Origin of the sequence: Roseomonas sp. AR75 (assembly GCF_005222815.1) — a bacterium.
In the GTDB taxonomy this organism is placed as follows: domain Bacteria; phylum Pseudomonadota; class Alphaproteobacteria; order Acetobacterales; family Acetobacteraceae; genus Falsiroseomonas.
This window is the reverse complement of the sequence record NZ_STGB01000004.1, coordinates 802,780-826,252: the sequence shown is the minus strand read 5'-3', so window position 1 is coordinate 826,252 and position 23,473 is coordinate 802,780. Positions and strand designations below refer to the sequence as shown.

Here is a 23,473-nt window from a genome sequence, read left to right as displayed (position 1 = left end):
AGGGTAGATACGGCGAGCATCACGGGGCGACAACCTTGCGCCTTCCGCGCGCCGCGCCGCGCGCCTATGCACGGCGCGATGGCCGACCGCACCGACCTCCAGCTCGCCGCCCAGTACGAGGCGTACCCCTACCCCGCCCGCGACCCGCGGGATGAGGCGAAGCGGCTCGTCGTCGGCAGCCCCTCACACCTGCGAGAGGTGGACCACTGGATCTTCGGCGCACGGCGCCCGGCTTCCCGCCCGCTCAACGCGCTGATGGCCGGGGGCGGCTCCGGCGACGGGACGATCATGCTGGCGCAGCAGATGACCTCGCTCGGCCGGCCGGGGCGCGTCACCTGGCTCGACCGCTCCGCCCATGCGCGCAAGGTGGCCACGGCGCGGGCCGAGGCGCGCGGGCTGGACAACATCCTGTTCCAGGAAGGCTCGATCCTGGACCTGTCGCGCTCGGGCCTCGGCCCCTTCGACTACATCGACTGCTGCGGCGTGCTGCACCACCTGCCGGACCCGGCCGAGGGGCTGGCGGCGCTGGTCTCGGTGCTGGCGCCGGGCGGCGGCATCGGGCTGATGGTCTATGCCCCGCATGGCCGCACAGGCGTCTACATGCTGCAGGACGCGCTGCGTCTTCTTGCGCCGACCGCCGATCCTCCGCCACAGCGCCTCGACGTCGCGAAGCGGCTGTGGAAGCAGGTGCCGGAGACGGCCTGGCTGCGCCGCAACCCGCTGATCGAGGACCACATCAAGGGCGGCGATGCGGGCCTGTACGACCTGCTGCTGAACCCGCGCGACGTCGCCTTCACCGTGCCCCGGCTCGCCGCGCTGATCGCCGGCGCCGGGCTGCGCATCGCCTGCCTGGTGGAGCCGCTGCGCTACGACCCGGACACCTGGCTGGCCGACCCCAGGCTGCGCGCCCGCACGGCGGCGCTGGACCCGATCCAGCGCGCCGCGCTGACCGAGGCGATCTGCGGCAACATGGGCATCCACATCGCCTATTGCGTCCGCGCCGAGGACCCGGTGGCGGTGCCGCCCTGGGAAGACGATGCCGCCGTGCCGGTGCTGCGGGAGCTGGATGGCGCGGCGCTGGCGAAGGGGCTGCGGTCGGATGGCGTGCTGCCGGTCACCTGGGATGGGCTGCGCGCCATGGTGCCGCTGCCGCGACTGGCCGGTGCGATCCTGCAGCGCGTGGATGGAAGGCGGAGCTGGGGGGAGATCGTCGCCGACGTGGCGGCCGCCGGCGCCTCCGCCGAGCAGGTCGCGCGCGACCGCGCGGCACTGGTGAAGGCAATGGAGCCGCTGAACCGCCTGTTGTTGGCGGCGCCGTAGTCGATTGCCCGCAGACTGGGGGCGCCGGCATCCGCCGGCTTGCCTTCGCCGCACCGGCGGCGGGCCGCGTTCCGGGACCCCGCACGCGTTGCGCAGCAACGCTGGCGGGAACCCGTCGCGGCCTCGGCGCGCCCTGCGCGCCGCCAACCTGCGATGCCAGCCGGCGGCGCCCTTGTTCCCACCCCGCCAGCGGCCCACTTGACGGGTTGAAACGACGGGCGCCCATCCGGGGCCCGTGAACCGTCCATGTTGCTCCGAGCGAGGATGTGGAGATGACCGACGACCCCTACGCCGCGCTCGGCGTGAAGCGGGACGCGACGCAGGACGAGATCCGGCGCGCCTACCGCACGCTGGCGCGGAAGCACCATCCCGACCTGAACCCCGGCGACAAGGCCGCCGAGGAGGCGTTCAAGCGCATCGGCGCGGCGAACGACCTGCTCTCCGACCCCGAGAAGCGCGCCCGCTTCGACCGCGGCGAGATCGACGCCTCCGGCCAGGAAAAGCCCCAGCCGCGCTACTACCGCGACTTCGCGGAAGGCGCCGGGCCGCAGGGCTATGCCTCCGATGCCGGCTTCGCCGACATGGCCGATGCCGACGAGATTCTTTCGGAACTGTTCGGCCGGCGTGCCGGCCGCGGCGGGCGCGGCGCCGGCAGCGCCAGCTTCCGCATGCGCGGCGGCGACCTGCATGGCCGCCTGACGCTCGATTTCCTGGAGGCCGTGAACGGCGCCAAGAAGCGCGTGACGCTGCCGGAAGGCGAGACGGTGGACGTCACCGTCCCGCCCGGCACCCGCGACGGGCAGGTGCTGCGGCTGCGTGGCAAGGGCGCGCCCGGCCTCGGCGGTGGGCCTTCGGGCGACCTGCTGGTGGAGATCCAGGTCGGCGCGCACCGCCACTACACGCGCAAGGACGACGACATCCTGCTCGACCTGCCGGTGACCCTGCCGGAGGCGGTTCTGGGCGGCCGGATCGAGGTGCCGACGCCGGCGGGCGCGGTGATGGTGAACGTTCCGAAGGGCTCCAACACCGGCACCGTGCTGCGCTTGAAGGGCCGCGGCGTGCCGAAGGCGGATGGCACGCGCGGCGATGCCTATGTCACGCTGCGCATCGTGCTGCCGGATGCGCCGGACGCCGCGCTGCAGGCCTTTGCCGAGGGCTGGCAGGCGGGCAAGGAACAGGACCCCCGCGCGGGCATGGAGCGCTGACCATGGCGGAGACGGAGGAGATGCTGCGCCAGGCCCGGCTCGATGCCGGGACGCTGGAAGCCTGGGTGGCCGAGGGCTGGATCATCCGGCGCGACGCCGGCGGCTACACCGAACTCGACGTCGCCCGCGCCTGCTTGATCCGCGACCTGCGGGAGGAGATGGGCGTGAATGATGCCGGTGTGGGGGTGGTGCTGGACCTGCTGGACCAGCTTCACGGTCTCAGGGCCGCGCTGCGCGGCCTCGCCGGCGCCATGCATGGCATGCCGGAGCCGGTGCGAAGCGAAGCGCTGACGGCATTGCGGCGCGCGCGGGAATAGCCCGCCGCGCGATTCCGCCATTCAACCAGACCTGCCATCCCACGCGGCGCGCCGCGCGGGATGGAGGCGGCGAGACTCAGATGGCTTCCTTCAGCTCCTTCGCCGGGCGGAAGGCGATCTTCTTCGAGGCCGGGATCTGGATCTCCGCGCCCGTGGCCGGGTTGCGGCCCGTGCGCGCGGCGCGGGAGCGCACTTCCAGCACGCCGATGCCGGAATAGCGGATCTTGTTGCCCTTCTTCAGGTGCGTGGCGAAGGCATCGCCGAGGTCGTTGACCAGGGCTTCGACCTGCCGCTTCGGCATGTCGTGCTTCTCGGCCAGTTCGGCCGCGATCTGCTTCACCGTCACCGTGCTGGGACCCGCAGCCTTGGCCTTGGCCGCCGGAGGAGCGGCCTTCGGGGCCGGGGCCTTGCTGCTCGCCTGCTTCGCCATCTGGTTTCCTCTCAATGGTTGCACGCCCGGACCGGAAGGCCGGCCCCCGGCCGGCACCGCCCCGAGTCCCGCAGGGCGCGGCTCCTCGATAAGAGAGCAAAAGGACGGCCGCAACTGTCCAGAGCGCCAGAAAGTGCCGGAAAATGCGGGATTGCGGCCCGCCTGCCGCACTCCACGCCTCAATCGGCCCTGGGATGCGCCTGCCGCCACGTCTCCAGCAGCGCTGCAGCGTCCACGCGCGTGTAGCGCTGGGTGGTGGAGAGACTCGCATGGCCCAGCAATTCCTGGATCGCGCGCAGGTCGGCGCCGCCGCCCAGCAGATGGGTGGCGAAGGAATGGCGCAGCGCATGCGGCGTCGCGTGCTCCGGCAGGCCGGCCAGCCGGCGATAGGTGCGCAGGGCGCGCTGCGCCACGGCGGGGTCGAGTCGCGCCCCCCGCGCGCCCAGGAACAGCGGCTGGTCCGGAAGCGGCTCGGGGTGCTGCGCCAGCCAGGCGGCGACGGCCTGGCGCACCGTGGGCAGCACCGGCACAATCCGCTCCTTGCCGCCCTTGCCGCGCACGCGCAGACCGCCCTCCGCGCCCGGCAGCGGCGCGTCGCGCACATCCAGCGCCAGCGCCTCCGCGATGCGCAGCCCGCAGCCATAGAGCAGCGTGAACAGCGCCACGTCGCGCGCGGCCTGCATCGCCGGCTGCATCGCACGCTCGGGGTCGTGCACGGCGCCGATGCCGCGCGCGACCTCCTTCGCCGCCTCTGGCGTCAGCGCCCGCGGCACCGGTGCCTTGGCCCGCGGCCCGCGCAGGCCGGCGAGCGCCGCGGTGTCGCCGCCATGCCGACGGGCGAGGTGGCGCAGGAAGCCCCGGATCGCGGCAAGGCGCCGCGCCCGGGTCGCATTCGAATCGCCCTGCCCCGCACGTTCCGCCAGGAAGGCCCGCAACTCGGCCGGGCGCAGCGCACCCAGCGCGGCGCGGTCCGGTTCCTCGCCGAGATGACGCGCCAAGAAGCCGAGGAACAGGCCGAGGTCCGACCGGTATGCCTCGATCGTGTTTCCACTCGCGCGCCGCTCGCGCGCGAGGATGTCGAGCCACTCGGCGACGGCGGCGGCGCCGTCCATCACCGCGCCAGCGCGGCGGCCACGGCGCGTCCGAGGAAGGCCAGCGTCTGCACCGATTGCCGCGTGGGCAGCGCGATGCCGTCGCGCGCGCCGAGCGCCAGCATGCAGGGCGTGCCGCACCACAGCGGCACCTTCACCAGCGCATCGCGACTGACCAGCGGCGCGGCCTCGGCATGCAGCAGCTCGGCATCCGTCACCTCGATGCGCACCCGCGCATCACGGCCGGGGCCGATCAGCCGCGCGACCGTGCCTTCCGGCAGCGGGCGCACGCCGTGGCGCGGCACCGCCGTCTCCGCCCGCCCGTTGAAGATCGCGCGCAGCGGCCGCGGCTCGGCGAGCAGCGTGCAAGTCTCGAGCCGCAGCGCGGGCGGCCATTCCTGGGTGACGGTGTCGGGCACGTCGCGCGCGCGCATCAGCGCGAGCACCGCCAGCCGCACGCGCAGCGCAAGCCCGTTGCCGGCCCGGCCCTCCGCCACCGCCGCCTGGATTTCGGCCTCCAGCGCGCGATACCGGGCGCGTTCCACGCTGACCATGGCGGCCATGTGGTCGGCCAAGTTCTCGCCATGCACACGCCGCGGCGGCGTCAGCGCGCGGTAGAGCTCCGGCCGACGGGCCAGGAAATCCGGATTCGCAACGAGGAAGGCCGCGACCTCCTCGGCCAACGGGTCTTGGTCGAGGAGGGGCGCGGCCGCGTTCTTCACAGGATGGATTGTCCTGTCTTCTTCCAGTCGGCCAGGAAGGCCGACAGGCCGCTGTCGGTCAGCGGATGCTTCAGAAGCTGGCGGATCACCGCGGGCGGCAGGGTGGCCACATGCGCGCCGAGCTTCGCCGCCTGGACCAGGTGCATCGGGTGGCGGACGGACGCCACCAGCACCTCGGTCTTCAGATGCGGATAGTTGCGGTAGATCTGCACGATGTCCGCGATCAGCCCCATCCCGTCGGTGGAGATGTCGTCCAGCCGCCCGACGAAGGGCGAGATGAAGGCAGCCCCCGCCTTGGCCGCCAGCAGTGCCTGCGCCGCGGAGAAGCAGAGCGTGACGTTGACCGGCGTGCCCTCATTCGCCAAGGCGCGACAGGTGCGCAGCCCGGCTTCCGTCAGCGGCACCTTCACCGCCACATTGCCGGCAATGCCCCGCAGATACCGGCCCTCGGCCAGCATCGTCTCGAAATCCGTCGCGGTGACCTCGGCACTGACGGGCCCCGGGGTGATCGCGCAGATCTCCGCGATCACCTCGGCCATCTTCCGGCCGGACTTGGCGATGAGGCTGGGGTTGGTGGTGACACCATCCACCAGCCCGGCCTCGGCGAGGGTGCGGATCTCGGACACCTCGGCGGTGTCCACGAAGAATTTCATCCTATATCTTCCCCGGAATGCGTCCCCGCCTGGGACGACCTTCCCCGCTTGGAGTGAGGCAAGCATACAGGATGCGTGAGCCGAGGCGGAAGTCGCTGGCATCGAACCAACCACCGGGCGTTGCCGCCGCGCCACGGATTCGCGTGCTGCTGCCGTTGCCCCTGACCGCCGGCGCCTATGACTACCGGTTGCCGCCGGGGATGGAGGCACCGGCCGGCAGTTTCGTGGTGGTGCCGCTCGGGGGTCGGGAGGTGGTTGGCGTCGCCTGGGACGGGGAACCCGATCCCGCGCTGCCGGCGCATCGCCTGAAGGATGTGCGCGGCGTGCTGGACGCGCCGCCGATGGGCGAGAGCCTGCGCCGCTTCGTGGACTGGGTCGCCGCCTACACCGTCACGGCGCCTGGCGCCGTGCTGCGCATGGCGATGAGCGCGCCGGCCGCCCTGGAGCCCGCGCCGAACAAGGCCGGCTGGCAATTGGCGCCGGACGCGCTGCGGGACGGCGTCCGCCTAACCCCGGCGCGGCAGCGCGTGCTGCATCATCTGCAGCCCGGCGAGGTGCGCGGCGGCACCGACCTGGCAGAGGCCGCCGGCGTCTCGCCCGGCGTCGTGCGCGGGCTGGCCGATGCCGGATTGCTGGTGCCGGGACTCTTGCCCAAGGGCGCCGCCTTCCCGCTGCCCGACCCCGATCATCCCGGCCCGAGGCTCGCGCCCGACCAGGCGGAGGCGGCGACGGCGCTCCGCGCGAAGGTCGCGGCGAAGACGTTCGGCGTGACGCTGCTCACGGGCGTCACCGGCTCCGGCAAGACCGAGGTGTATCTCGATGCCGTGGCCGAATGCCTGCGGCAGGGGCGGCAGGCGTTGGTGCTGCTGCCGGAGATTGCCTTGAGTGCGCAGTGGCTGGAGCGCTTCCGGCGGCGCTTCGGCGTGGACCCGGCGCTGTGGCATTCCGAATTGTCGTCCCGCACGCGGCGCGACACCTGGCGCGCGGTGGCGGAGGGCGCGGCGCCGGTGCTGGTGGGCGCGCGGTCGGCGCTGTTCCTGCCCTATCCCGACCTCGGCCTGATCATCGTCGACGAGGAGCACGAGACCGCCTTCAAGCAGGAAGACGGCGTGATCTACCACGCGCGCGACATGGCGGTGGTGCGGGCGCGCTTTGCGCAGGCTGCCTGCGTGCTGGTCTCCGCCACGCCCTCGCTCGAGACGCTGAACAACGCGGAGACCGGGCGCTACGAGCACCTGCACCTGGCCGAGCGCCACGGCAGCGCCGGGCTGCCGGCGGTGGAGGCGATCGACCTGCGCAAGCACCCGCCCGAGCGCGGGCGGTTCCTCTCGCCGCCGCTGATCGAAGCCGTGCAGGACACGCTGGCGCGCGGCGAGCAGGCCATGCTGTTCCTCAACCGCCGCGGCTACGCGCCGCTGACGCTCTGCCGCGCCTGCGGCCACCGCATGCGCTGCCCGAACTGCACCGCCTGGCTGGTGGAGCATCGCGCGCAGCGCCGCCTGCAATGCCACCATTGCGGCCATGCCGAGCCGATCCCGGCGCAATGCCCGGAATGCAAGGCGCTGGGCAGCCTGACGCCGGTCGGCCCCGGCGTGGAGCGCGTGCTGGAGGAGGTGCAGCTTCTGTTCCCCGATGCGCGGCGCATCGTCATGGCGTCCGACACCATCCCCGGCCCGGCGGCCGCGGCCGCGGCGGCGGAGGCGATCGCGACGCGCCAGGTGGACCTGATCATCGGCACGCAGATCGTCGCCAAGGGCTGGCACTTCCCGCACCTCACGCTGGTCGGCGTGGTCGATGCCGATCTGGGTCTCGCCGGCGGCGACCTGCGCGCCGCCGAACGCACGCTGCAGGTGCTGCACCAGGTCTCGGGTCGCGCCGGCCGCGCGGAGGCGCCGGGCAAGGTGCTGCTGCAGACCTTCTCGCCCGATCACCCGGTGATGCGCGCGCTGGTCTCGGGCGACGTCGCCGCTTTCATGGCGGAGGAAGCGGCGGGTCGCCGCCCCGGCCACTGGCCGCCCTTCGGCAGGCTCGCCGCGCTGATCGTCAGCGCCGAGGACGAGCGCGAGGCGGACCGCGCCGCGCGCGACCTGGGGCTGGCCGCGCCGCGCGGCGACGGGGTGGAGGTGCTGGGTCCGGCGCCGGCGCCCCTGGCCCTGCTGCGCGGGCGGCACCGCCGCCGCCTGCTGCTGAAGGCGCGGCGCGACGTGCCGGTGCAGCCGCTGCTGCGCGACTGGATGTCCCGCGTCGAACTGCCGAATTCCGTCCGGGTGCAGATCGACGTGGACCCGGTGGGCTTCCTGTGACCTTGCCCTCCCCCGCGGTGCGGGGGAGGGTTGGGTGGGGGCCGCGCCGGCCTCCCTGCAGAGGACATCTCCATGCCCGTGATCCTGTATGGCCCCGGCTATTCCACCTATGCCCGCACCGCGCTGCTCGCGCTGGAGGAGAAGGGCGTCGCCTACCAGCAGCAGGACGTGGACCTGTTCACCGGCAAGGGGCAGGCGCCCGAGCATCTGGCGCGGCAGCCCTGGGGCAAGGTGCCGGCCTTCGAGCATGACGGCTTCGCGCTGTTCGAGACGCTGGCCATCACCCGCTACATCGACGAGGCATTTCCCGGCCCGGCGCTGCAGCCCGCTGACGTGAAGGCGCGCGCGCGCATGACGCAGATCTGCGGCATCGTGGACAGCTACGCCTATCCCATGATGCTCGGGAAGCTGGTCTGGCAGGAGGTGGTCGTGCCGATGCAGGGCGGCACGCCGAATGCCGAGATCGCCGCCGAAGGGCTGGCCGGCGCGAAGAAGGCGCTGGACGTGCTGGAGGGGCTCGCCGCGGGCGACCTGCTCTGCGGCGGCGCGGTCACGCTGGCCGACCTGCACCTGGTGCCCGTCGTGGACTATCTGCGCATGACGAAGGAAGGCGGCGCCGCCTTCGCCGCCAGGCCCAAGCTCTCCGCCTGGTGGGAGAAGATGAACGCCCGCCCGAGCGTGGTGAAGACGCGGCCCAAGCTGGGCTGACCCGCGACAGCCCTTGCCCGGAACGGCCGGTCGTGCCACGACCGGTCCGCCCATGGCGCTGAACCGCCCCATCCTGCGGCTGCTGATCGCACTGGCGCTCTGCCTGCAGAGCAGCCTTGCGATGGCGCATTGCCTTGTGCTGGCGCGCGCCTCGGCGAGCTTCGAGGTGCTGATCTGCACCGCGGACGGGCTGGTTTCCGTCGATCTCGGCCATCACGACGGCACGACGGATCACGATCACGCCGACGGGCCGGTCACCTGCCCGGCCTGCCTGGCGCCCGCGCAATTCGTGCTCGCGGCGCCGCCGGAGCTTCCCCTGCCGCAGGTGCTTCCGGCGCCGGTGCCGGAACTGCGGATCGTCGCCGCGCCGCCGCCGCCGGCGCGCGCGCCGCCCTATCGGCCAACCGGACCACCCGCCCTCTCCTGACGTCCCGTCCTCGCCCCGCGCCGGCTTCGGCGCGGGGTGTGTCCGTTCGTCCAGGAGATGTTGCGCATGTCATCCGCCTTCACTGCGCGCGCCACGCGCCGCCGCCTGCTTGGCGCGGCGCTGGCCGCCACGATCCCGCTTCCCGCCTTCGCCCAGGCCCGCCGCGTGACCGATGCGCTGGGCCGAGAGGTGCCCATTGCCGCCGCGCCGCGGCGCGTCGTGGTGATGTTCAACTACGAGGAATTCACCGCCGTCGCTGGCCTGGAGGGCTGGCAGCGCGTGGTCGGCATGAACCGCTACGTCTGGGAAGGCTGGCGCCCGGCGATCTTCAGCCGCTACCGCCCGCTGATCCCGAACCTCGGCGCGATGCCCGATGTCGGCAGCACCGATGAGGGCACCTTCGCCGCCGAGAAGGTGATCGCGCTGCGGCCCGATCTGCTGGTGATGCCATACTGGTCCTGGGTCGCGGCGGAGACGGCGCGTGCGCAGATCGAGGGCGCGGGCATCCCGATCCTCGTCATCGACTACAACGCCCAGACCATCGAACGGCACGTCGCCTCCACCCGCGCGCTGGGCGCCGCGATGGGCACGCCGGACCGCGCCGAGGCACTGGCCGAGCGCTACCGCCGGAACATGGAAGGCATGCAGGAGCGCATCGCGCGCGTGCGCGGCGCGACGAAGCCGAAGGTGCATTTCGAGCTGGGCCAGGCCGGCGCCGGCACGATCGGCAACAGCTATTCCGGCACGATGTGGGGCAAGCTCGCCACCACCATCGGCGCGGACAACATCGCCGACGGCAAGCTGGCGGGACCCTGGGGCCCGCTGGCGGCGGAGACGGTGCTGGCGGCGAACCCGGACTTCGTCTTCATCGCCGGCTCCTCCTGGGTGAACCGGCCACAAGCGGTGAAGACCGGCTACGACATGCCGCCGGAGGTCACGCGCGCTTCGCTCGCGCCCTATGCGCAGCGCCCGGCCTGGCAGGGCCTCGCGGCGATCCGCAACAACGAGCTGCACGCCGTGGAACACGGCCTGTGCCGCACGCTCTTCGACGACACCGCGACGCTCTACATCGCCAAGCGGCTCTGGCCCGGCGCCTTCGAGGATGCCGATCCGGTGGCGGCGCTGGCGGAATACCACGCGCGCTACCTGCCGGTGCCCTTCTCCGGCACCTGGATGCTGCCCTGGCGCGGCTGAGCCACGTCCGCGCACCCCGAGCCACCCGACGCTACGAAAGGATGACCGCCATGCACCGCGCCATCGTGCTCGCAGCCCTGTTGGTCGCCGCGCCGCCACTGGCGCGCGCCTGCGACCCGGAAGCGATGGAAGCCGAGATCACGGCGATCTGCCGCGCCGCGGTGGATCCCGCGGCAGCGATCGCGCGCGCCGCGCTGCCGCAGGCGACCGCCGACGAAGCACGGGCCATTGCCGCGGCGATCCTGGCCGCGGGGGATGCCTGCGATGTCGGCGACCCGGTCGCCGGCGCGCGGCAGGCCGTGGAGATCGCGCGCCTCGCCGGCCGAATCGAGGCGCGCGGCGCGCGCCCCGCCAGCACCCTCTGAACCCATCACCAGAAAAGGAAGACGCCATGTCCACCCTGACCCGCCGTACGCTGCTCGGCGCGAGCCTTGCCACCATCGCCGCGCCAGCGTTCGCGCATGACTACACCGCCGGCGACCTGCGCATCGGCCATCCCTGGACCCGCGCCGCCGGCGCCAACGGCAATGGCGCCGGCTTCATGACCATCCGCAACACCGGCGGGCAGGCGGACAAGCTGCTCTCCGCCAGCACGCCGATCGCCCGCGTGGTGGAGTTGCACACCCATGTGCGCGACGGCGACGTGATGCGCATGCGCCCGGTCGCCGACATTCCCGTGCCGGCCGGGCAGACCGTGCGGCTGCGGCCCGGCGGGCTGCATGTGATGCTGATCGGCCTGAACGAGCCGCTGCGCCAGGGCCAGGAAGTGCCGCTGACGCTGCGCTTCGAGCGCGCGGGCGAGGTGAACGTGATGCTCGCCATCGAATCTGCCGGCGCCAGCGGCAGCCATCATCACTGAGCGAGACGGAGGACCGCCATGATCCGTACCTCCGCGCTCGCCATCCTGATGCTCGGCGCGACGCCCGCGCTGGCGCAGCAGGAGGTGGCGATCCGCTTCGCCGCCCAGGTGAACGGCGCCGCCTTCGCCTGCGGCCAGAGCTATCCCGGCCTCGGCAGCACGCGCGCCACCGCGACGCCGATGGATTACCGCTTCTACGTGCATGACGTGGAGCTGCTGCGCGCCGATGGCAGCGCCGCGAAGCTGGCGATGAGCGAAAGCCCCTGGCAGCGCGACGGCGTCGCGCTGCTGGATTTCGAGAACGGCCAGGGCCCCTGCGCGCAGGGCGGCAACGCCCCGGTGAACGAGGCGGTGCGCGGCACGGTGCCGGCCGGCAGCTACACCGGCATCCGCTTCACCCTGGGCGTTCCCGAACGCCACAACCACCAGGACGCCACGGTCGCGCCGAGCCCCTTCAACCTGACGGCGATGTTCTGGAACTGGCAGAACGGCTACAAATTCGTGAAGGTGGACCTTCAGGTCGGCGGCACGATGCCGGCGGCGCCGGGCTCTGCTTCGCATGGCGGCGCGGCGGGCGAAGGCGGCTTCGCGCTGCATCTCGGCAGCACCCAATGCGCGGCTGCCGCGCCGACCCAGCCCGGGCGCGACTGCCGCAACCCGAACCGCCCGGTCGTCACGCTGACCGGCTTCGATCCGCTGAGCATGCCGGTGATCGCGGATGTCGCGCCGGTACTCGCGCAGGTGGACATCGCGCGCAACACGCAGGGCACGCCGCCCGGCTGCATGTCCTTCCTGAACGATCCGGAATGCCGCACCGTGCTGCCCGCGCTCGGCCTGCCCTACATGGATGTGCCGGCCGGCGAGCAGCGCTTCTTCCGCAGCCAACCGGTGCGTCAGGCGGCGCGCTGATGCGTATCGCGGCCATCCTCGCGGCGGCCTCACTGCTGTGCGCCACCTGGGCCGGCACCGCCACCACCACGCTGTGGGAATGGCGCGTGCCGGCCTGGGTGCCGCCGCCCGCGCTCGACCGCGCGCTGACCGCGGCGGAGGTCGAGCTCGGCCGGCATCTGTTCCACGACGCGCGCCTGTCGCGCGACGGCACCATGTCCTGCGCGACCTGCCACGAGCAGGCGCGCGCCTTCACCGTTGATCGCGCGACCATGCCCGGCGTGGACGGATCTCCCGGGCAGAAGAACCCGATGAGCCTGGTGAACCTTGCCTGGGCACCGGTGCTGACCTGGGCCAATCCGGGCCAGACGCGGCTCGAGACGCATGCGCTGATCCCGATCTTCGGCGACCATCCCGTGGAGATGGGCATGTCCGGGCGGGAGGAGATGCTCTTCGCGCGCCTGGCTGCCGAGCCGCGCTATCCGCCGCTCTTTGCCGCGACGTTTCCCGACCGCGCCGGCGCGATCACGCTGGAGACGGTGACGCGCGCGCTGGCGGCCTTCCAGCGTTCCATCGCCGCCTTCGACAGCCCCTATGACCGCTACCGCTGGGGCGGCGAGCCCAGCGCCATCAGCGCCGCGGCGAAACGCGGCGAGCGGCTGTTCTTCGGTGAGCGATTGGAATGCTACCACTGCCATGGCGGCTTGCTGTTCAGCGACAACGTCATGCACGCCGGCCTGATGGCGCCGGAGCGCGGCTTCCACGACACCGGCGTGGCGCGCAGCGGCGGCATCGGCGAACAAACCGGCGATCCGCGCCAGATGGGCGCGTTCCGCACGCCCTCGCTACGCAACGTGACGCTGACCGCGCCCTACATGCATGACGGCAGCATGGCGACGCTGGACGCGGTGATCCGCCACTACGAGCGCGGCGGACGCCGACGCGGGCCGCACACCTCACCCTTGCTGGCAGGCTTCAGGCTCTCGCCGCGCGAGCGGGCCGACCTGATCGCCTTCCTCGAGAGCCTGACGGACCACGCCGTCACCACCGATCCGCGCTGGTCCGATCCCTGGACGGCGCCGCAGGAGGAGCACGCCGCACGATGAGCCGCTGGGTTCCCTTCGCCATCGCCATCTTCATGCTGACGCCCTTCGTCCTGTGGGGTGGGATGGCGCTGCTCGGCCCCGGCGGTGGGCTGGCCGGCATGCCCGTGGGCGTGGGCGCCGTGCTGCTCGCCGCGTCGCTGCCGCTGGCCGGGCTGTTCTGGATCCAGAACCTGCGCCAGCTCGGCGATTCCATGGGCGCGCCCTCGCGCTTCGGCGTCGCCGCGCGTCTTGCCGCGCTGCTGCCGTTGGCGATCCTGCTGGTGGGCGGCGCCGGCATCGCCTGGCTGATCGAACGCGGAGAAGGCTTCCTTGAGCCCAGCCTCGCGCTGGCGGGCACGCTGGTGATGGCGGGCTTCGCCCGTCTCGTCGCACGCGCTCCGGTGGAACCGGGCGAGATCCGCGCCGCGCCGCACGCCGAAGCCAGGCCGGGGCGCGAGGACGACGCGGCCCACACCATCCTGCTGAGCATCGCGAACATCGCCATGGCGCTGGTGCTGCTGGCCTACTACTGGACGCCCTGGGTGCTGTTCTGGGCGGTGCTCGCGCTGATCCCGCTCGCCTTCGTGGCGATCATCGCCCTGACCTGGTGGGCGGCGCAGACCGATGTGCAGCATCGCGAACCGGCGCGGCGCGCGCAGGATGCCGCCAACGATTCCCGCACCACCGGGGCGCGCGCCGCGTGAACGCCGGGGCGCCCGCTTTTGCCGCCACCGCCGCGGAGGCGCAGGCCGCCTGGGGCCGCCTCGCGGCGCGCCGCACCGCCATGCTCGCGGCGGGGCTGCTCGCGCTCGGCGTCACGCTGATCGCGGACATCGCGACGGGGCCGGCGATGCTGCGCCCGGGCGTGGTCGCCGCCTCGCTGTTCGGCACCGTGCGCGATCCGATGGTGGATGCCATCGTCTGGACGATCCGCCTGCCGGTTGCGCTGATGGCGCTGCTCGTCGGCGCCGCGCTGGGCCTCACCGGCGCAGTGATGCAGACCATCCTGAACAATCCGCTGGCATCGAGCTACACGCTCGGCGTCTCCGCCGGCGCCGGATTCGGCGCGGCGCTGGTGATCGTGCTGGGCGCCGGGCTGCCGATCGCGGAAGCCTATGCCGTGCCGGCTTCCGCATTCCTGTTCGCGGGGCTGGCCTGCATGGCGGTGTGGGCGCTCGGCGGCCTGCGCGGCGCGACGGCGGAGACGCTGGTGCTTGCCGGCATCGCGCTGATGTTCCTGTTCCAGGCGCTGCTCGCCCTGCTGCAATTCGTCGCCTCGCCGGAGGCGCTGCAGCAGGTGGTGTTCTGGCTGTTCGGCAGCCTGCAGCGCGCCACCTGGCCGAAGCTCGGCCTCGTCGCCGCGGTGCTGGCGGTGGCGACGCCGCTGATGCTGCGCGATGCCTGGGCGCTGACGGCGATGCGCCTCGGCGACGAGCGCGCCGCGGCGCTCGGCGTCAAGGTGCGCGCGGTGCGGCTGCGCGGCTTCGTCTTCGTCTCGGTCGCGACCGGCGTCGCGGTGGCCTTCGTCGGCACCATCGGCTTCGTGGGCCTGGTCGCGCCGCATGTCGCGCGCATGCTTCTCGGCGAGGACCAGCGCGTGCTGCTGCCCGGCGCGGCGCTGGCCGGCGCGGTGCTGCTCTCCGCCGCCTCGGTCGCGAGCAAGACCGTCTCGCCCGGCGCGCTGTTCCCCATCGGCATCGTCACCGCGCTGATCGGCGTGCCCTTCTTCGCCTGGCTGATCTTGGCCTCGCGGCGGCGACATTGGTGACACAGGAGGAGACCAACGCCATGCGCATCGCCCGCCGTTTTCTGCTGGCCGCCGCGCTCGCTGCGCCGGGGCTGCCCGCGCGCGCCGCCATCGCCCTCACCGATGCGGCCGGACGCCGCGTGAGCCTGGCGCGCCCCGCCGAGCGTATCGTGCTCGGCTTCAACTTCGAGGAGTACACCGCGGTCGCCGGCCCCGGTGCCTGGGACCGCGTGGTCGGCTTCAACCGCCGGCAATGGGCGATCAACCGCCCCGCGGTGTGGCGCCACTACCTGCCTGTAATCCCGGGGCTCGAGAGCCTGCCCGACATCGGCGCGGCGGAGAACCAGAGCCTCTCGGCCGAGCGCATCCTGGCGCTGCGGCCCGACCTGTTCGTGATCCACAGCTTCGGCATGCGCGCGCAGCCCGACGTGATGGCGAAGCTGGAAGCCGCGGGTGTCGCCATCCTGGCCGTCGACTACAACGCGCAGACGGCGGAGCTGCATCGCACCAGCACGCTCGCGCTCGGCGCCGCCACCGGGCAGGGCGAACGGGCGGAGGCGCTGGCCGCGCTGTACGACGCGCGGCTGCAGGACCTGCTCGTCCGCGCCGCGCGCGCCACGCGCCGCCCGTCCGTCTATGTCGAGATCGGCAGCGGCGGGCCCGGCACAATCGGCAACAGCTACGCCGGCACGATGTGGGGCCGGATGGTGCAGTTCGTCGGCGGCCTGAACATAGCCGAGGGCCGCATCCCGCCGGGCTTCGCGCCGCTCCCCGCGGAAGCGGTGCTGGCGGCCGCGCCGGAGCAGGTGCTGATCGTCGGCGCAACCTGGGCGAACCGTCCCGGCTCCGCGCGCGCCGGCTACGGCGTAAGCGAGGCCGAGGCGCAGGGCTCGCTGCGTCCCTACATGGCGCGGCCGGGCTGGGCAGGGCTGCCGGCAGTGCGCGACAGGCGCATCGCGGTCGCGGAATCGGGCCTTGCGCGCAGCCTGATGGACTTCATCGGCATGCAGTTCATCGCACGCCAGATCCATCCCGACCTGTTCGGCAACCTCGATCCCGTCGCCGAGTTGGCGCGGTGGCACCGCGACTGGCTGCCCGTGCCGCTCGACGGAAGCTGGGTGGCCAGCTTGGCATGACCCCGCGCCTGGCGCTGGCGGGCGTCGGCGTCCGCTACGGCGCGCATCCGGCGCTCGCGGACGTCTCCTTCTCCGTCGCCGCGGGGGAGGTGGTGGCGCTGCTCGGCCCGAACGGATCCGGCAAGTCCACGCTGATGCGCGCGGTGGCGGGGCTGCAGCGGCATGCGGGCAGCGTGGCGCTGCAGCCGGGCACGCGGCTCGGCTTCATGCCGCAGGACAACGCCGCGCGCAGCGCGCTGACGGTGCTGGAGACCGTGCTGCTCGGGCGGCTGCGCCGGCTCGGCCTGCGTGTGCCGGCGGAGGAGGTGGCGCGCGCCGCGGCGGCGCTGGACCGGCTCGGCATCGCGCAGCTTGCGCCGCGGCTGCTCTCGGAACTGTCGGGCGGGCAAAGGCAGCTTGTCTTCCTCGCGCAGCGTCTCTGCGGAGAGCCGGGGCTGCTGCTGCTGGACGAGCCGACGAGCGCGCTGGACCTGCGCAACCAGCTTGCGCTGCTCGCGCTGCTGCGGCGCCTGGCGGCGGAGGAGGGCGCGGGCGTGCTGGTGGCGCTGCACGACCTCAACCTGGCCGCGCGCTTCGCCGACCGGGTCGCGCTGCTCGCGGCAGGTCGGCTGGCGGCCATCGGTACGCCGGCCGCGGTGCTGACGGCCGCCACCCTGGCGGAGGTCTATGCCGTGGAGGCGGAGGTGCTGCCGGCGGCGTCCGGTTGCCCGGCGATCCTGCCGCTGGCAGCCCTTCCTGTGCCTGCCGAGCCTATCCGCGCTGGCGCAGCGCCTCATTGATGAGGCGGCGGTCACGCGCATCCTGGCGGCGGTTATAGACCACCGCGACAGCCCAGATCACGGCGATCAGCCAGGCGGCCTGGCCGGCCACGAAGGGCAGCAGGATGAAGAGCAGCCCGCCGAGCCAGAGCAGGCCGTTGAACACCGCCTGGAACGGGCGCCCCTGCAGCAGGATCGCCAGCGGCGGCAGCACGATTGCGAGGAGGTACGACATGCCATGCAGATGGCCTCGGCATGTCCGCGATTCAATGTCACCGCCCAAGCGCGGCGTGCAGCATCAGCGCGATCGCGCCCAGAATGAAAACGCCCGAAAGCCAATCGGCGGCTCCCGCAAGGCTCGGAGGCCGCCGGTGCTGCCGCGCCCTGCGCGGGCGGGCGGTCAGCGCGTGGTCATCGTGGCGTGACGCGCCGCCTCAGGCGGCTAGGCGCACCACCCGGCCTTCCATCGCCTCCACCCGCCGCACCCCGATGATCTGGCCCAGATTGCCGGCCACGAGATGCACCATGCCGAGCGGCATGGCGGTGAGCGCGACCTCCGCGCGCATCGCCTCCCCGTCGCGTGTGGCGCGCACGCTGTCGGGCGTCAGGTCGCGCTTGGCGAAGGGCTCCAGCACGCGGGAGAGCAGGCCGGGCGAGGCCTCGGCGGTGACGGTGAAGCGGGCCGCGACAAGCGGCTCCTCGAAGGCATCGGACATGGCGGGGGTTCCGGATCTGTGTGACGGGACTGGCAGGCACCCGGCCGCGTTCGGCCGCACCCCGCAGGGCGCTGCGTGTCAGGCGGCCGGGCCGCTAATTCGACCCGTGAGGATCCGGAAATGCATCACCCGTCTTCCTTAGCGCGGCCCGGCGTCTCGGGAAAGTCCTCCGTCGCCGGATGCTTGCCGCCCTCGATCACCAGCTTCTGGTGCGGATAGGGGATCTCGATGCCGAGCTTGTCGAAGCGCTGCTTGATCCGCCGGTTGAACTCGCGCCCCACGCTCCAGCGGGCGGAGGGATCGGTCTTGATCCGCGCGCGGATCACCACGCCGGAATCCGCCAGGCGCTCCACGCCCAGCACCTCCAGGTCGTCGCGGATCTGCGGACCGAGCCTCGCGTCGGTGCGGATCTCCGTCGCGATTTCGCGCAGCACCTCGGTGACGCGGTCGGTGTCCTCGCCATAGGCGACGCTGACGTCGAGCACGGCGAAGCCGAAGTCCCGCGTCATGTTCGTCACCGTGGTGACGGCGCTGAAGGGGATGATGTGCACGCTGCCATCCATCGCGCGCAGCTTGATGGAGCGGATCGAGAGCTGCTCCACCACGCCCGACAGGCCGGAAAGCTGCACCACGTCGCCCACCGCGACCGCATCCTCGAACAGCAGGAAGATGCCGGTGATGACGTCGCGCACCAGGGTCTGCGAACCGAAGCCGATCGCGAGGCCGATCACGCCGGCGCCCGCGATCAGCGGCGCGACGTTCACCCCGATCTCGGTCAGGATGTTCAGCGCGACGAAGACGATGATGGTGGCCGAGAGCAGCGTGCGCAGCATCGGCAGCAGCGTGCGCACGCGGGCCGATCGCGCCGCCTGCGCATCGCGCGACAGCTTCGTCAGGTGGCGCTGGATCGCGGCGTTGGAGAATTCCCAGATCGCCACCGCCACCACGATGGTCAGCGTCATGGACACCAGCGAGCCCAGCAGCCGCGCGCCGAGCTGGCCGCGCCCGAACCAGGAGAACGCCTCCAGGCCCCAGGCCTCCAGCAGGAAGAGCAGCGCGACGCAGCCGATGAAGCCGCTCGCGAAACCCTTGAGCATCGGCAGGTAGCGGTTCGCCCGCGCCTCCAGCCCCGGATAGCGCCGCGCCATGTCGGGTCCGATGCGGAATCCGCGGGTCACCAGGCGGCGCACCAGCACATCCGCCAGCTTCGCCAGCCCCAGGATCACGACGGTCAGGACGGAACCGCGGATCAGCCGCTCGAAGCCGTCGCGGATCTCGAGCGCCCAGACACCCCAGAGCGCGAACAGCCACAGGATCGCCAGAAGGTGCCAGACCTCGGCCAGCCGGTCGCGCAGGCCGCGCAGCAGTCGCCGGGTGCGATCCGCCGTCTCGCCCTCGTTCAACGGCTTGGCGCGCAGCGCATCCGCCACGGGCTGGCGATTCTGCAGGATGACGATGAGCAGCAGGATCGAGACGATCAGCAGCGAGACCCGCAGGATCGCGTCATAGGCGCTCCAGGGCAGGCCGAAGAGCAGCCCGGATTCGGCAATGGCGTAGCCGAGCAGCGCGACCACCACGACCCGCCGCACCCAGATGGTGATGTAGGCGGCGGTCTCGTCCTGCACCTGCACCAGCCGCAGATGCGTGGATGCCGGCGAGAACAGCATCCGCGACCCGGCCATGATCACGCGCAGCGCCATGTAGGCGTTGTTGGCGGTGAGCAGCACGAGCTCGGTCGTCGGCAGCGGCCGCACATAGCCGATCATCCCGTAGGAGACGACCACGAAGGCGGCGACCGGGATGAGGTCCAGCACGAAGCGCGCCATCACCAGCGGGATGCGGCGCATCCAGGTCCAGACATTGCCGGATTCCGGCGCCATGGCGTCCAGCCGGTCGGACCAGCGGCGCAGCGCGCGACCCATCAACCATTCGGCGAGGAGGCCGAGGCCGAACACCAGCGCCAGCTTCCACGCGGCGTCGAGGATCCGGGCCTGGGTGACGGGGTCGCGCACCATGCCGGACGCCCAGACCGCCACGCCCTGGATATCCGTCAGCGCCTCCGCGGTCGCGACCAGGCTCTCCGTCAGTGCCTGGAGCCGCTGCTGCGCGCCCATCAGCAACTGCGCGCCCAGCGTATTGGGCGCAAGGATCGCGGGATCCACCGCCGGCGCGGGCTGCTCGGCAGCGGCGGGCGGAGCGGCCGGGGCGGCGGCGGCCGGGGCGGTCCCGTCCTGCGCGGCCGCTGCCGGCGCGGCCCGCGCCGCATCCAGCGCGCGAAGGAACTCCGCCCGCCGCGCATCGTCGCGCAGCACCTCGATCAGCCGGTCGAGGTCGGACGGCCGCGACGCGGCAGGGGCAGCCGGCGCGGCCGGGTCGGCAGCATTCGCCGCCTCCGGCGTCGGGACCTGGGCAAGCGCCGGCGCGGCCGATACGGCCAGCAGGAGCAGCAGGAAGCGGAGGAGGGCCATCAACGCCGGGGTGAACCGCGCCAGCCCCACCGGGTCAACCCTGGCGCGCGGGACTCCCTGTTGCAGCGCAGCAAGACCGGCCACAGGATCAAGGCCGTGCAAGCCGGCGGCCCCTCCCTCCTCACGCTGATGTTGGCGCTGCTGTCAGTCCATCTGGCCGGCATGGGCGCCTTCCTGACCGTGCCGGTGCTGGCGCCCGCCATTGCTGCCGAGACCGGCCTCCCGGCGAGTCTGGCCGGCTTCCATACCGCGCTGGCCTATGCCGGGACGCTGGTCTCCGCGCCGCTGACCGGACCGCTTGTACGGCGCCATGGCGGCGTCCGGGTGCTGCAGTGCGGTCTGCTGGTGGTGGGCTGCGGCATCGCGCTGGCCACGATCGGGCAGCCCTGGGCGCTGGCACTGTCCGCCTTCGTGGCGGGGATGGGCCACGGCCCGATCACGCCCGGCAGCAGCCACCTGATCGCCGCGCGCACCCCGCCGCGGCGCCGCGCCCTGGTATTCAGCCTGAAGCAGGCGGGGGTGCCGGCCGGCGCCATGATGGTGGCCGCCGTCGCGCCGGCGGCCGCCGCGATCGGCGGCTGGCGGGCCGGCGTGCTGACCATCGCGACCGCCGCCTTCCTCGTCGCGGCCTGCCTGCAACCGCTGCGCGCCGGGCTGGATTCCGGGCGCGACCGGGGCGCCGGCGCGGGCGGCCTGGGGGCCCTGGCGCGGGAGGCATCGGGCTCGGTCTGGATGCTGCGGCGGGACGCCGCGCTGCGGCATCTGACGCTGATGTCCTGCGGCTTCGGGGTGGCCCAGTTCTGCTTCCTGACCTTCTTCGTCGTGTTCCAGGTCGCGACGCTCGGCACGCCGCTGGCCGAGGCCGGGCTGCGGCTGGCGCTGGCCCAGGCTGCGGGGGTGGTGGGCCGCATCGCCTGGGCGCTGCTCGCCGACCGCCACGGGGCGCGCCCGGTGCTGCTGGCCTGCGGCCTGCTGGCCGCGATGGCGGGGCTGGTGCTGGCGGCGTCCGGCCCCGGCTGGCCGGTGCTGCCGGTGGTGCTGGCAGGCATCGTGATGGGGGCGACGGCGGTCGGCTGGAACGGGGTGATGCTGGCCGAGGCCGCACGGATCGCGCCGCCCGGCCAGGTGGGTGCCGCCACCGCGGCGCTGTCCTTCGCCTTCGGCGTGACCATGCTGGTGGCGCCGCCCGCCTTCACGGGATTGGTGGCCCTGACCGGGGGCTATTCGGCGGGCTTCCTGCTCTGCGTGGTCGCCACGCTGGGCGGGGCCTTCGCCATCGCCACCTCGCCCCGGCGCTGAGCGCGGGTTGCCGCCCGGCGCGAACCTGCCATCTTTCGGGCATGGTGACGGTCCTCAAGGCTCTTGTCGTGGTCTCCATGCTGGCCACGCTCGGTGTGATGCTCGCTGGCATGGCCGGCCTGGTGCGCAGCGAGCATGGCGGCGGCGCCCGGTCCAACCTGCTGATGCGATGGCGGGTGGGGCTGCAGTTCCTCACCATCATCCTGTTTGCCCTGCTGCTGCTGGCGATGCGCGGCTGAGGCCACCCTGCCTTGCCCGGCCGGGTTCCCGGACCTATGGTCCGGCCGTTTCGCGGCCGCCCCTGCGGCCGGCGGCAGGCCCGGCACGCCGGTGGCTCCTGCCCGCATGACCAAGGGATCCGTTGACCGATGAAGATCCTCGTCCCCGTGAAGCGGGTGGTGGACTACAACGTGAAGGTTCGGGTGAAGTCGGACGGGACGGGCGTCGAGACGGCGAACGTCAAGATGTCCATGAACCCCTTCGACGAGATCGCGGTCGAGGAAGCCGTCCGCCTGAAGGAGAAGGGCGTGGCGACCGAAATCGTCGCCGTCTCCGTGGGCCCCGCCGCCGCGGCCGAGCAGATCCGCACCGCGCTGGCGATGGGTGCCGACCGCGGCATCCTGGTGGAGGCCGAGGGGACGGTCGAACCCCTCGCCGTCGCGAAGATCCTGAAGGCGCTGGTGGCGAAGGAATCGCCGCAGATCGTGCTGATGGGCAAGCAGGCCATCGACGACGACATGAACGCCACCGGCCAGATGCTGGCGGCCCTGCTGGGCTGGGGCCAGGGCACCTTCGCCAGCAAGGTCGAGATCGCCGATGGCAGCGCGAAGGTGACGCGCGAGGTGGATGGCGGGCTGGAGACGGTGGCGCTGACCTTGCCGGCCATCGTCACCGCCGACCTGCGCCTGAACGAGCCGCGCTATGCCTCGCTGCCCAACATCATGAAGGCGCGCAAGAAGCCGATCGAGACGGTGAAGCCGGGCGACCTGGGCGTGGACGTCACGCCCCGCCTGACCGTGCTGAAGGTGGAGGAGCCGCCGAAGCGCCAGGCGGGCGTGAAGGTGGGCTCCGTGCAGGAGCTGGTCCAGAAGCTCCGCAACGAGGCGAAGGTGATCTGACGATGGCCGTGCTTGTTCTCGCCGACCGTTCCGGCGCTTCCGTCTCCCAGCCCACCCGCAGCGCGGTGGCGGCCGCGCAGAAGATCGGCGGCGATGTGCATCTGCTGGTGCTGGGCGCCGAGGGCGCCGAGGCGGCCGCGAAGCTGCCGGGCGTCGCCAAGGTGCTGGTCGCGAAGGGCGAAGGCCTTGAGGCCGCGCTGGCCGAGCCGGTCGCGGCCCTGATCGTCGCGCTGGCGCCGGGCTATTCGCACCTGCTCGCGCCGGGCTCGGCGATGGGCAAGAACATCATGCCGCGCGTCGCCGCCCTGCTCGACATGCAGGTGATCAGCGACGTCGCGGGCGTCGAGGGCGCCGACACCTTCCGCCGCTTCATCTATGCCGGCAACGCGCTGGCCACGGTGAAGACCTCCGACGCGACGAAGGTGCTGACGGTGCGCGCGGCGAGCTTCGATCCCGTCCCCGCCGAGGGCGGGTCGGCTTCCGTGGAGGACGCGCCGGCGGCGGCCGATCCGGGCGTCTCCCGCTTCGTCGGCGCGGAGATCGCCAAGCTCGAGCGGCCGGAGCTGACCGCGGCGCGCGTGGTCGTCTCGGGTGGCCGCGCGATGGGCTCGTCCGACAACTTCAAGATCCTGGAAGGCGTGGCGGACCGCCTCGGCGCCGCCATCGGCGCAAGCCGCGCCGCGGTGGATGCGGGCTATGCGCCGAACGACATGCAGGTCGGCCAGACCGGCAAGATCGTCGCGCCCGAGCTCTACATCGCCTTCGGAATCTCCGGCGCGATCCAGCACCTGGCGGGCATGAAGGACAGCAAGGTGATCGTCGCCGTGAACAAGGACGAGGAGGCGCCGATCTTTCAGGTGGCCGACTACGGCCTTGTCGGCGACGTGTTCAAGGTGATCCCGGAGCTCGAGAGCGAGCTCGACAAGAAGTAGTTTGCGCGGATCCCCCCGGCGCCGATCGCTCCCTCTCCCGTTCACCGGGGAGGGTCGGGGTGGGGGGAAGCCGCTCGCCCGGCGCTGAGGGGAAATA

The 23,473-nt window shown here is 72.6% G+C and carries 26 protein-coding genes; 19 read left to right on the top strand and 7 right to left on the bottom strand.

Going from position 1 to position 23,473, the window contains the following annotated elements; all coding sequences use genetic code 11:
- The first annotated feature begins 78 nt into the window (after positions 1 to 78).
- From E4T13_RS17995 to E4T13_RS17985, 3 genes are all read left to right on the top strand, one after another.
- Positions 79 to 1,320: a methyltransferase gene (locus E4T13_RS17995; protein WP_137179658.1), complete on the top strand. Its 1,242-nt coding sequence runs from the start codon at positions 79 to 81 to the stop codon at positions 1,318 to 1,320.
- A gap of 272 nt (positions 1,321 to 1,592) precedes the next feature.
- Complete coding sequence (locus E4T13_RS17990) at positions 1,593 to 2,525, top strand: DnaJ C-terminal domain-containing protein (protein ID WP_137179657.1); 933 nt, start codon at positions 1,593 to 1,595, stop codon at positions 2,523 to 2,525.
- Positions 2,526 to 2,527: 2 nt separating this feature from the next.
- The gene (locus E4T13_RS17985; protein ID WP_206030205.1) at positions 2,528 to 2,842 is read left to right on the top strand and encodes a chaperone modulator CbpM; all 315 of its coding nucleotides are present in this window, start codon (positions 2,528 to 2,530) and stop codon (positions 2,840 to 2,842) included.
- Positions 2,843 to 2,918: 76 nt separating this feature from the next.
- Here the strand turns inward: E4T13_RS17985 and E4T13_RS17980 are convergent, their stop codons facing one another.
- The 4 genes from E4T13_RS17980 to fsa form a co-directional block, all read right to left on the bottom strand.
- Entirely contained in the window at positions 2,919 to 3,272 is a 354-nt protein-coding gene (locus E4T13_RS17980) for an HU family DNA-binding protein (RefSeq protein WP_137179656.1), read from the bottom strand.
- Between the two features lie 179 nt (positions 3,273 to 3,451).
- Positions 3,452 to 4,384: a tyrosine recombinase XerC gene (locus E4T13_RS17975; RefSeq protein WP_137179655.1), complete on the bottom strand. Its 933-nt coding sequence runs from the start codon at positions 4,382 to 4,384 to the stop codon at positions 3,452 to 3,454.
- Complete coding sequence (locus E4T13_RS17970) at positions 4,384 to 5,085, bottom strand: DUF484 family protein (protein WP_170985061.1); 702 nt, start codon at positions 5,083 to 5,085, stop codon at positions 4,384 to 4,386. Before E4T13_RS17970 ends, E4T13_RS17975 begins: the two co-directional genes overlap by 1 nt.
- Positions 5,082 to 5,738: a fructose-6-phosphate aldolase gene (gene fsa / locus E4T13_RS17965; protein ID WP_137179653.1), complete on the bottom strand. Its 657-nt coding sequence runs from the start codon at positions 5,736 to 5,738 to the stop codon at positions 5,082 to 5,084. The genes E4T13_RS17970 and fsa overlap by 4 nt, the downstream gene beginning before the upstream one ends.
- 71 nt (positions 5,739 to 5,809) lie before the next feature.
- On the opposite strand from fsa, the gene E4T13_RS17960 reads away from it, so the two are divergent.
- From E4T13_RS17960 to E4T13_RS17905, 12 genes are all read left to right on the top strand, one after another.
- Entirely contained in the window at positions 5,810 to 8,041 is a 2,232-nt protein-coding gene (locus E4T13_RS17960; RefSeq protein ID WP_137179652.1) for a primosomal protein N', read from the top strand.
- Positions 8,042 to 8,113: 72 nt separating this feature from the next.
- Positions 8,114 to 8,749, top strand: coding sequence for a glutathione S-transferase family protein (locus E4T13_RS17955; protein ID WP_137179651.1), 636 nt, complete (start codon positions 8,114 to 8,116; stop codon positions 8,747 to 8,749).
- A 52-nt stretch (positions 8,750 to 8,801) separates the two neighbouring features.
- A complete protein-coding gene (locus tag E4T13_RS17950; protein ID WP_137179650.1) occupies positions 8,802 to 9,176 on the top strand; it encodes a DUF2946 family protein in 375 nt (124 codons plus the stop codon).
- A 66-nt stretch (positions 9,177 to 9,242) separates the two neighbouring features.
- The gene (locus E4T13_RS17945) at positions 9,243 to 10,370 is read left to right on the top strand and encodes an ABC transporter substrate-binding protein (RefSeq protein ID WP_137179649.1); all 1,128 of its coding nucleotides are present in this window, start codon (positions 9,243 to 9,245) and stop codon (positions 10,368 to 10,370) included.
- 50 nt (positions 10,371 to 10,420) lie between these two features.
- On the top strand, positions 10,421 to 10,735 hold the full coding sequence (locus E4T13_RS17940; protein ID WP_137179648.1) for a hypothetical protein: 315 nt from the start codon (positions 10,421 to 10,423) through the stop codon (positions 10,733 to 10,735).
- A 26-nt stretch (positions 10,736 to 10,761) separates the two neighbouring features.
- Positions 10,762 to 11,229 carry a copper chaperone PCu(A)C gene (locus tag E4T13_RS17935; protein WP_137179647.1) on the top strand — a complete coding sequence of 156 codons (468 nt, stop codon included), beginning with the start codon at positions 10,762 to 10,764 and terminating at the stop codon, positions 11,227 to 11,229.
- A gap of 18 nt (positions 11,230 to 11,247) precedes the next feature.
- On the top strand, positions 11,248 to 12,138 hold the full coding sequence (locus E4T13_RS17930; protein WP_137179646.1) for an MbnP family copper-binding protein: 891 nt from the start codon (positions 11,248 to 11,250) through the stop codon (positions 12,136 to 12,138).
- On the top strand, positions 12,138 to 13,223 hold the full coding sequence (locus E4T13_RS17925) for an MbnH family di-heme enzyme (RefSeq protein WP_170985059.1): 1,086 nt from the start codon (positions 12,138 to 12,140) through the stop codon (positions 13,221 to 13,223). The genes E4T13_RS17930 and E4T13_RS17925 overlap by 1 nt, the downstream gene beginning before the upstream one ends.
- Positions 13,220 to 13,906 (top strand): hypothetical protein, encoded by a 687-nt coding sequence (locus E4T13_RS17920; RefSeq protein ID WP_137179644.1) that lies wholly within the window; start codon positions 13,220 to 13,222, stop codon positions 13,904 to 13,906. Before E4T13_RS17925 ends, E4T13_RS17920 begins: the two co-directional genes overlap by 4 nt.
- Positions 13,903 to 14,970 (top strand): iron ABC transporter permease, encoded by a 1,068-nt coding sequence (locus tag E4T13_RS17915; protein ID WP_240791181.1) that lies wholly within the window; start codon positions 13,903 to 13,905, stop codon positions 14,968 to 14,970. Before E4T13_RS17920 ends, E4T13_RS17915 begins: the two co-directional genes overlap by 4 nt.
- A 20-nt stretch (positions 14,971 to 14,990) precedes the next feature.
- Complete coding sequence (locus E4T13_RS17910; protein ID WP_137179643.1) at positions 14,991 to 16,085, top strand: ABC transporter substrate-binding protein; 1,095 nt, start codon at positions 14,991 to 14,993, stop codon at positions 16,083 to 16,085.
- Positions 16,082 to 16,864 carry an ABC transporter ATP-binding protein gene (locus E4T13_RS17905; RefSeq protein WP_137179642.1) on the top strand — a complete coding sequence of 261 codons (783 nt, stop codon included), beginning with the start codon at positions 16,082 to 16,084 and terminating at the stop codon, positions 16,862 to 16,864. Before E4T13_RS17910 ends, E4T13_RS17905 begins: the two co-directional genes overlap by 4 nt.
- Here the strand turns inward: E4T13_RS17905 and E4T13_RS17900 are convergent.
- From E4T13_RS17900 to E4T13_RS17890, 3 genes are all read right to left on the bottom strand, one after another.
- Positions 16,836 to 17,078, bottom strand: coding sequence for a YqaE/Pmp3 family membrane protein (locus E4T13_RS17900; RefSeq protein WP_137179641.1), 243 nt, complete (start codon positions 17,076 to 17,078; stop codon positions 16,836 to 16,838). The genes E4T13_RS17905 and E4T13_RS17900 overlap by 29 nt on opposite strands.
- Positions 17,079 to 17,277: 199 nt before the next feature.
- Positions 17,278 to 17,559 (bottom strand): hypothetical protein, encoded by a 282-nt coding sequence (locus tag E4T13_RS17895; protein ID WP_137179640.1) that lies wholly within the window; start codon positions 17,557 to 17,559, stop codon positions 17,278 to 17,280.
- 125 nt (positions 17,560 to 17,684) lie between these two features.
- Complete coding sequence (locus E4T13_RS17890; protein WP_137180019.1) at positions 17,685 to 20,027, bottom strand: mechanosensitive ion channel family protein; 2,343 nt, start codon at positions 20,025 to 20,027, stop codon at positions 17,685 to 17,687.
- 96 nt (positions 20,028 to 20,123) lie between these two features.
- Between E4T13_RS17890 and E4T13_RS17885 the strand changes: the two genes are divergently transcribed.
- The 4 genes from E4T13_RS17885 (at position 20,124) to E4T13_RS17870 (ending at position 23,376) form a co-directional block, all read left to right on the top strand.
- Positions 20,124 to 21,326 (top strand): MFS transporter, encoded by a 1,203-nt coding sequence (locus tag E4T13_RS17885; protein WP_137179639.1) that lies wholly within the window; start codon positions 20,124 to 20,126, stop codon positions 21,324 to 21,326.
- 41 nt (positions 21,327 to 21,367) lie between these two features.
- Complete coding sequence (locus tag E4T13_RS17880; RefSeq protein ID WP_137179638.1) at positions 21,368 to 21,565, top strand: twin transmembrane helix small protein; 198 nt, start codon at positions 21,368 to 21,370, stop codon at positions 21,563 to 21,565.
- A gap of 129 nt (positions 21,566 to 21,694) precedes the next feature.
- A complete protein-coding gene (locus E4T13_RS17875) occupies positions 21,695 to 22,444 on the top strand; it encodes an electron transfer flavoprotein subunit beta/FixA family protein (protein ID WP_137179637.1) in 750 nt (249 codons plus the stop codon).
- 2 nt (positions 22,445 to 22,446) lie between these two features.
- A complete protein-coding gene (locus E4T13_RS17870) occupies positions 22,447 to 23,376 on the top strand; it encodes an electron transfer flavoprotein subunit alpha/FixB family protein (protein ID WP_137179636.1) in 930 nt (309 codons plus the stop codon).
- Positions 23,377 to 23,473: the final 97 nt, after the last annotated feature.

Bases quoted from the DNA above. Each gene is read 5' to 3' on its own strand.
- E4T13_RS17880 (WP_137179638.1), top strand. From the start codon at position 21,368: ATGGTGACGGTCCTCAAGGCTCTTGTCGTGGTCTCCATGCTGGCCACG.
- E4T13_RS17950 (WP_137179650.1), top strand. From the start codon at position 8,802: ATGGCGCTGAACCGCCCCATCCTGCGGCTGCTGATCGCACTGGCGCTC.
- E4T13_RS17960 (WP_137179652.1), top strand. From the start codon at position 5,810: ATGCGTGAGCCGAGGCGGAAGTCGCTGGCATCGAACCAACCACCGGGC.
- E4T13_RS17925 (WP_170985059.1), top strand. From the start codon at position 12,138: ATGCGTATCGCGGCCATCCTCGCGGCGGCCTCACTGCTGTGCGCCACC.
- E4T13_RS17890 (WP_137180019.1), bottom strand. From the start codon at position 20,027: ATGGCCCTCCTCCGCTTCCTGCTGCTCCTGCTGGCCGTATCGGCCGCG.
- E4T13_RS17955 (WP_137179651.1), top strand. From the start codon at position 8,114: ATGCCCGTGATCCTGTATGGCCCCGGCTATTCCACCTATGCCCGCACC.
- E4T13_RS17995 (WP_137179658.1), top strand. From the start codon at position 79: ATGGCCGACCGCACCGACCTCCAGCTCGCCGCCCAGTACGAGGCGTAC.
- E4T13_RS17870 (WP_137179636.1), top strand. From the start codon at position 22,447: ATGGCCGTGCTTGTTCTCGCCGACCGTTCCGGCGCTTCCGTCTCCCAG.
- E4T13_RS17990 (WP_137179657.1), top strand. From the start codon at position 1,593: ATGACCGACGACCCCTACGCCGCGCTCGGCGTGAAGCGGGACGCGACG.
- E4T13_RS17895 (WP_137179640.1), bottom strand. From the start codon at position 17,559: ATGTCCGATGCCTTCGAGGAGCCGCTTGTCGCGGCCCGCTTCACCGTC.
- E4T13_RS17910 (WP_137179643.1), top strand. From the start codon at position 14,991: ATGCGCATCGCCCGCCGTTTTCTGCTGGCCGCCGCGCTCGCTGCGCCG.
- E4T13_RS17875 (WP_137179637.1), top strand. From the start codon at position 21,695: ATGAAGATCCTCGTCCCCGTGAAGCGGGTGGTGGACTACAACGTGAAG.
- E4T13_RS17920 (WP_137179644.1), top strand. From the start codon at position 13,220: ATGAGCCGCTGGGTTCCCTTCGCCATCGCCATCTTCATGCTGACGCCC.
- E4T13_RS17905 (WP_137179642.1), top strand. From the start codon at position 16,082: ATGACCCCGCGCCTGGCGCTGGCGGGCGTCGGCGTCCGCTACGGCGCG.
- E4T13_RS17935 (WP_137179647.1), top strand. From the start codon at position 10,762: ATGTCCACCCTGACCCGCCGTACGCTGCTCGGCGCGAGCCTTGCCACC.
- E4T13_RS17980 (WP_137179656.1), bottom strand. From the start codon at position 3,272: ATGGCGAAGCAGGCGAGCAGCAAGGCCCCGGCCCCGAAGGCCGCTCCT.
- E4T13_RS17930 (WP_137179646.1), top strand. From the start codon at position 11,248: ATGATCCGTACCTCCGCGCTCGCCATCCTGATGCTCGGCGCGACGCCC.
- E4T13_RS17940 (WP_137179648.1), top strand. From the start codon at position 10,421: ATGCACCGCGCCATCGTGCTCGCAGCCCTGTTGGTCGCCGCGCCGCCA.
- E4T13_RS17985 (WP_206030205.1), top strand. From the start codon at position 2,528: ATGGCGGAGACGGAGGAGATGCTGCGCCAGGCCCGGCTCGATGCCGGG.
- E4T13_RS17945 (WP_137179649.1), top strand. From the start codon at position 9,243: ATGTCATCCGCCTTCACTGCGCGCGCCACGCGCCGCCGCCTGCTTGGC.
- fsa (WP_137179653.1), bottom strand. From the start codon at position 5,738: ATGAAATTCTTCGTGGACACCGCCGAGGTGTCCGAGATCCGCACCCTC.
- E4T13_RS17975 (WP_137179655.1), bottom strand. From the start codon at position 4,384: ATGGACGGCGCCGCCGCCGTCGCCGAGTGGCTCGACATCCTCGCGCGC.
- E4T13_RS17900 (WP_137179641.1), bottom strand. From the start codon at position 17,078: ATGTCGTACCTCCTCGCAATCGTGCTGCCGCCGCTGGCGATCCTGCTG.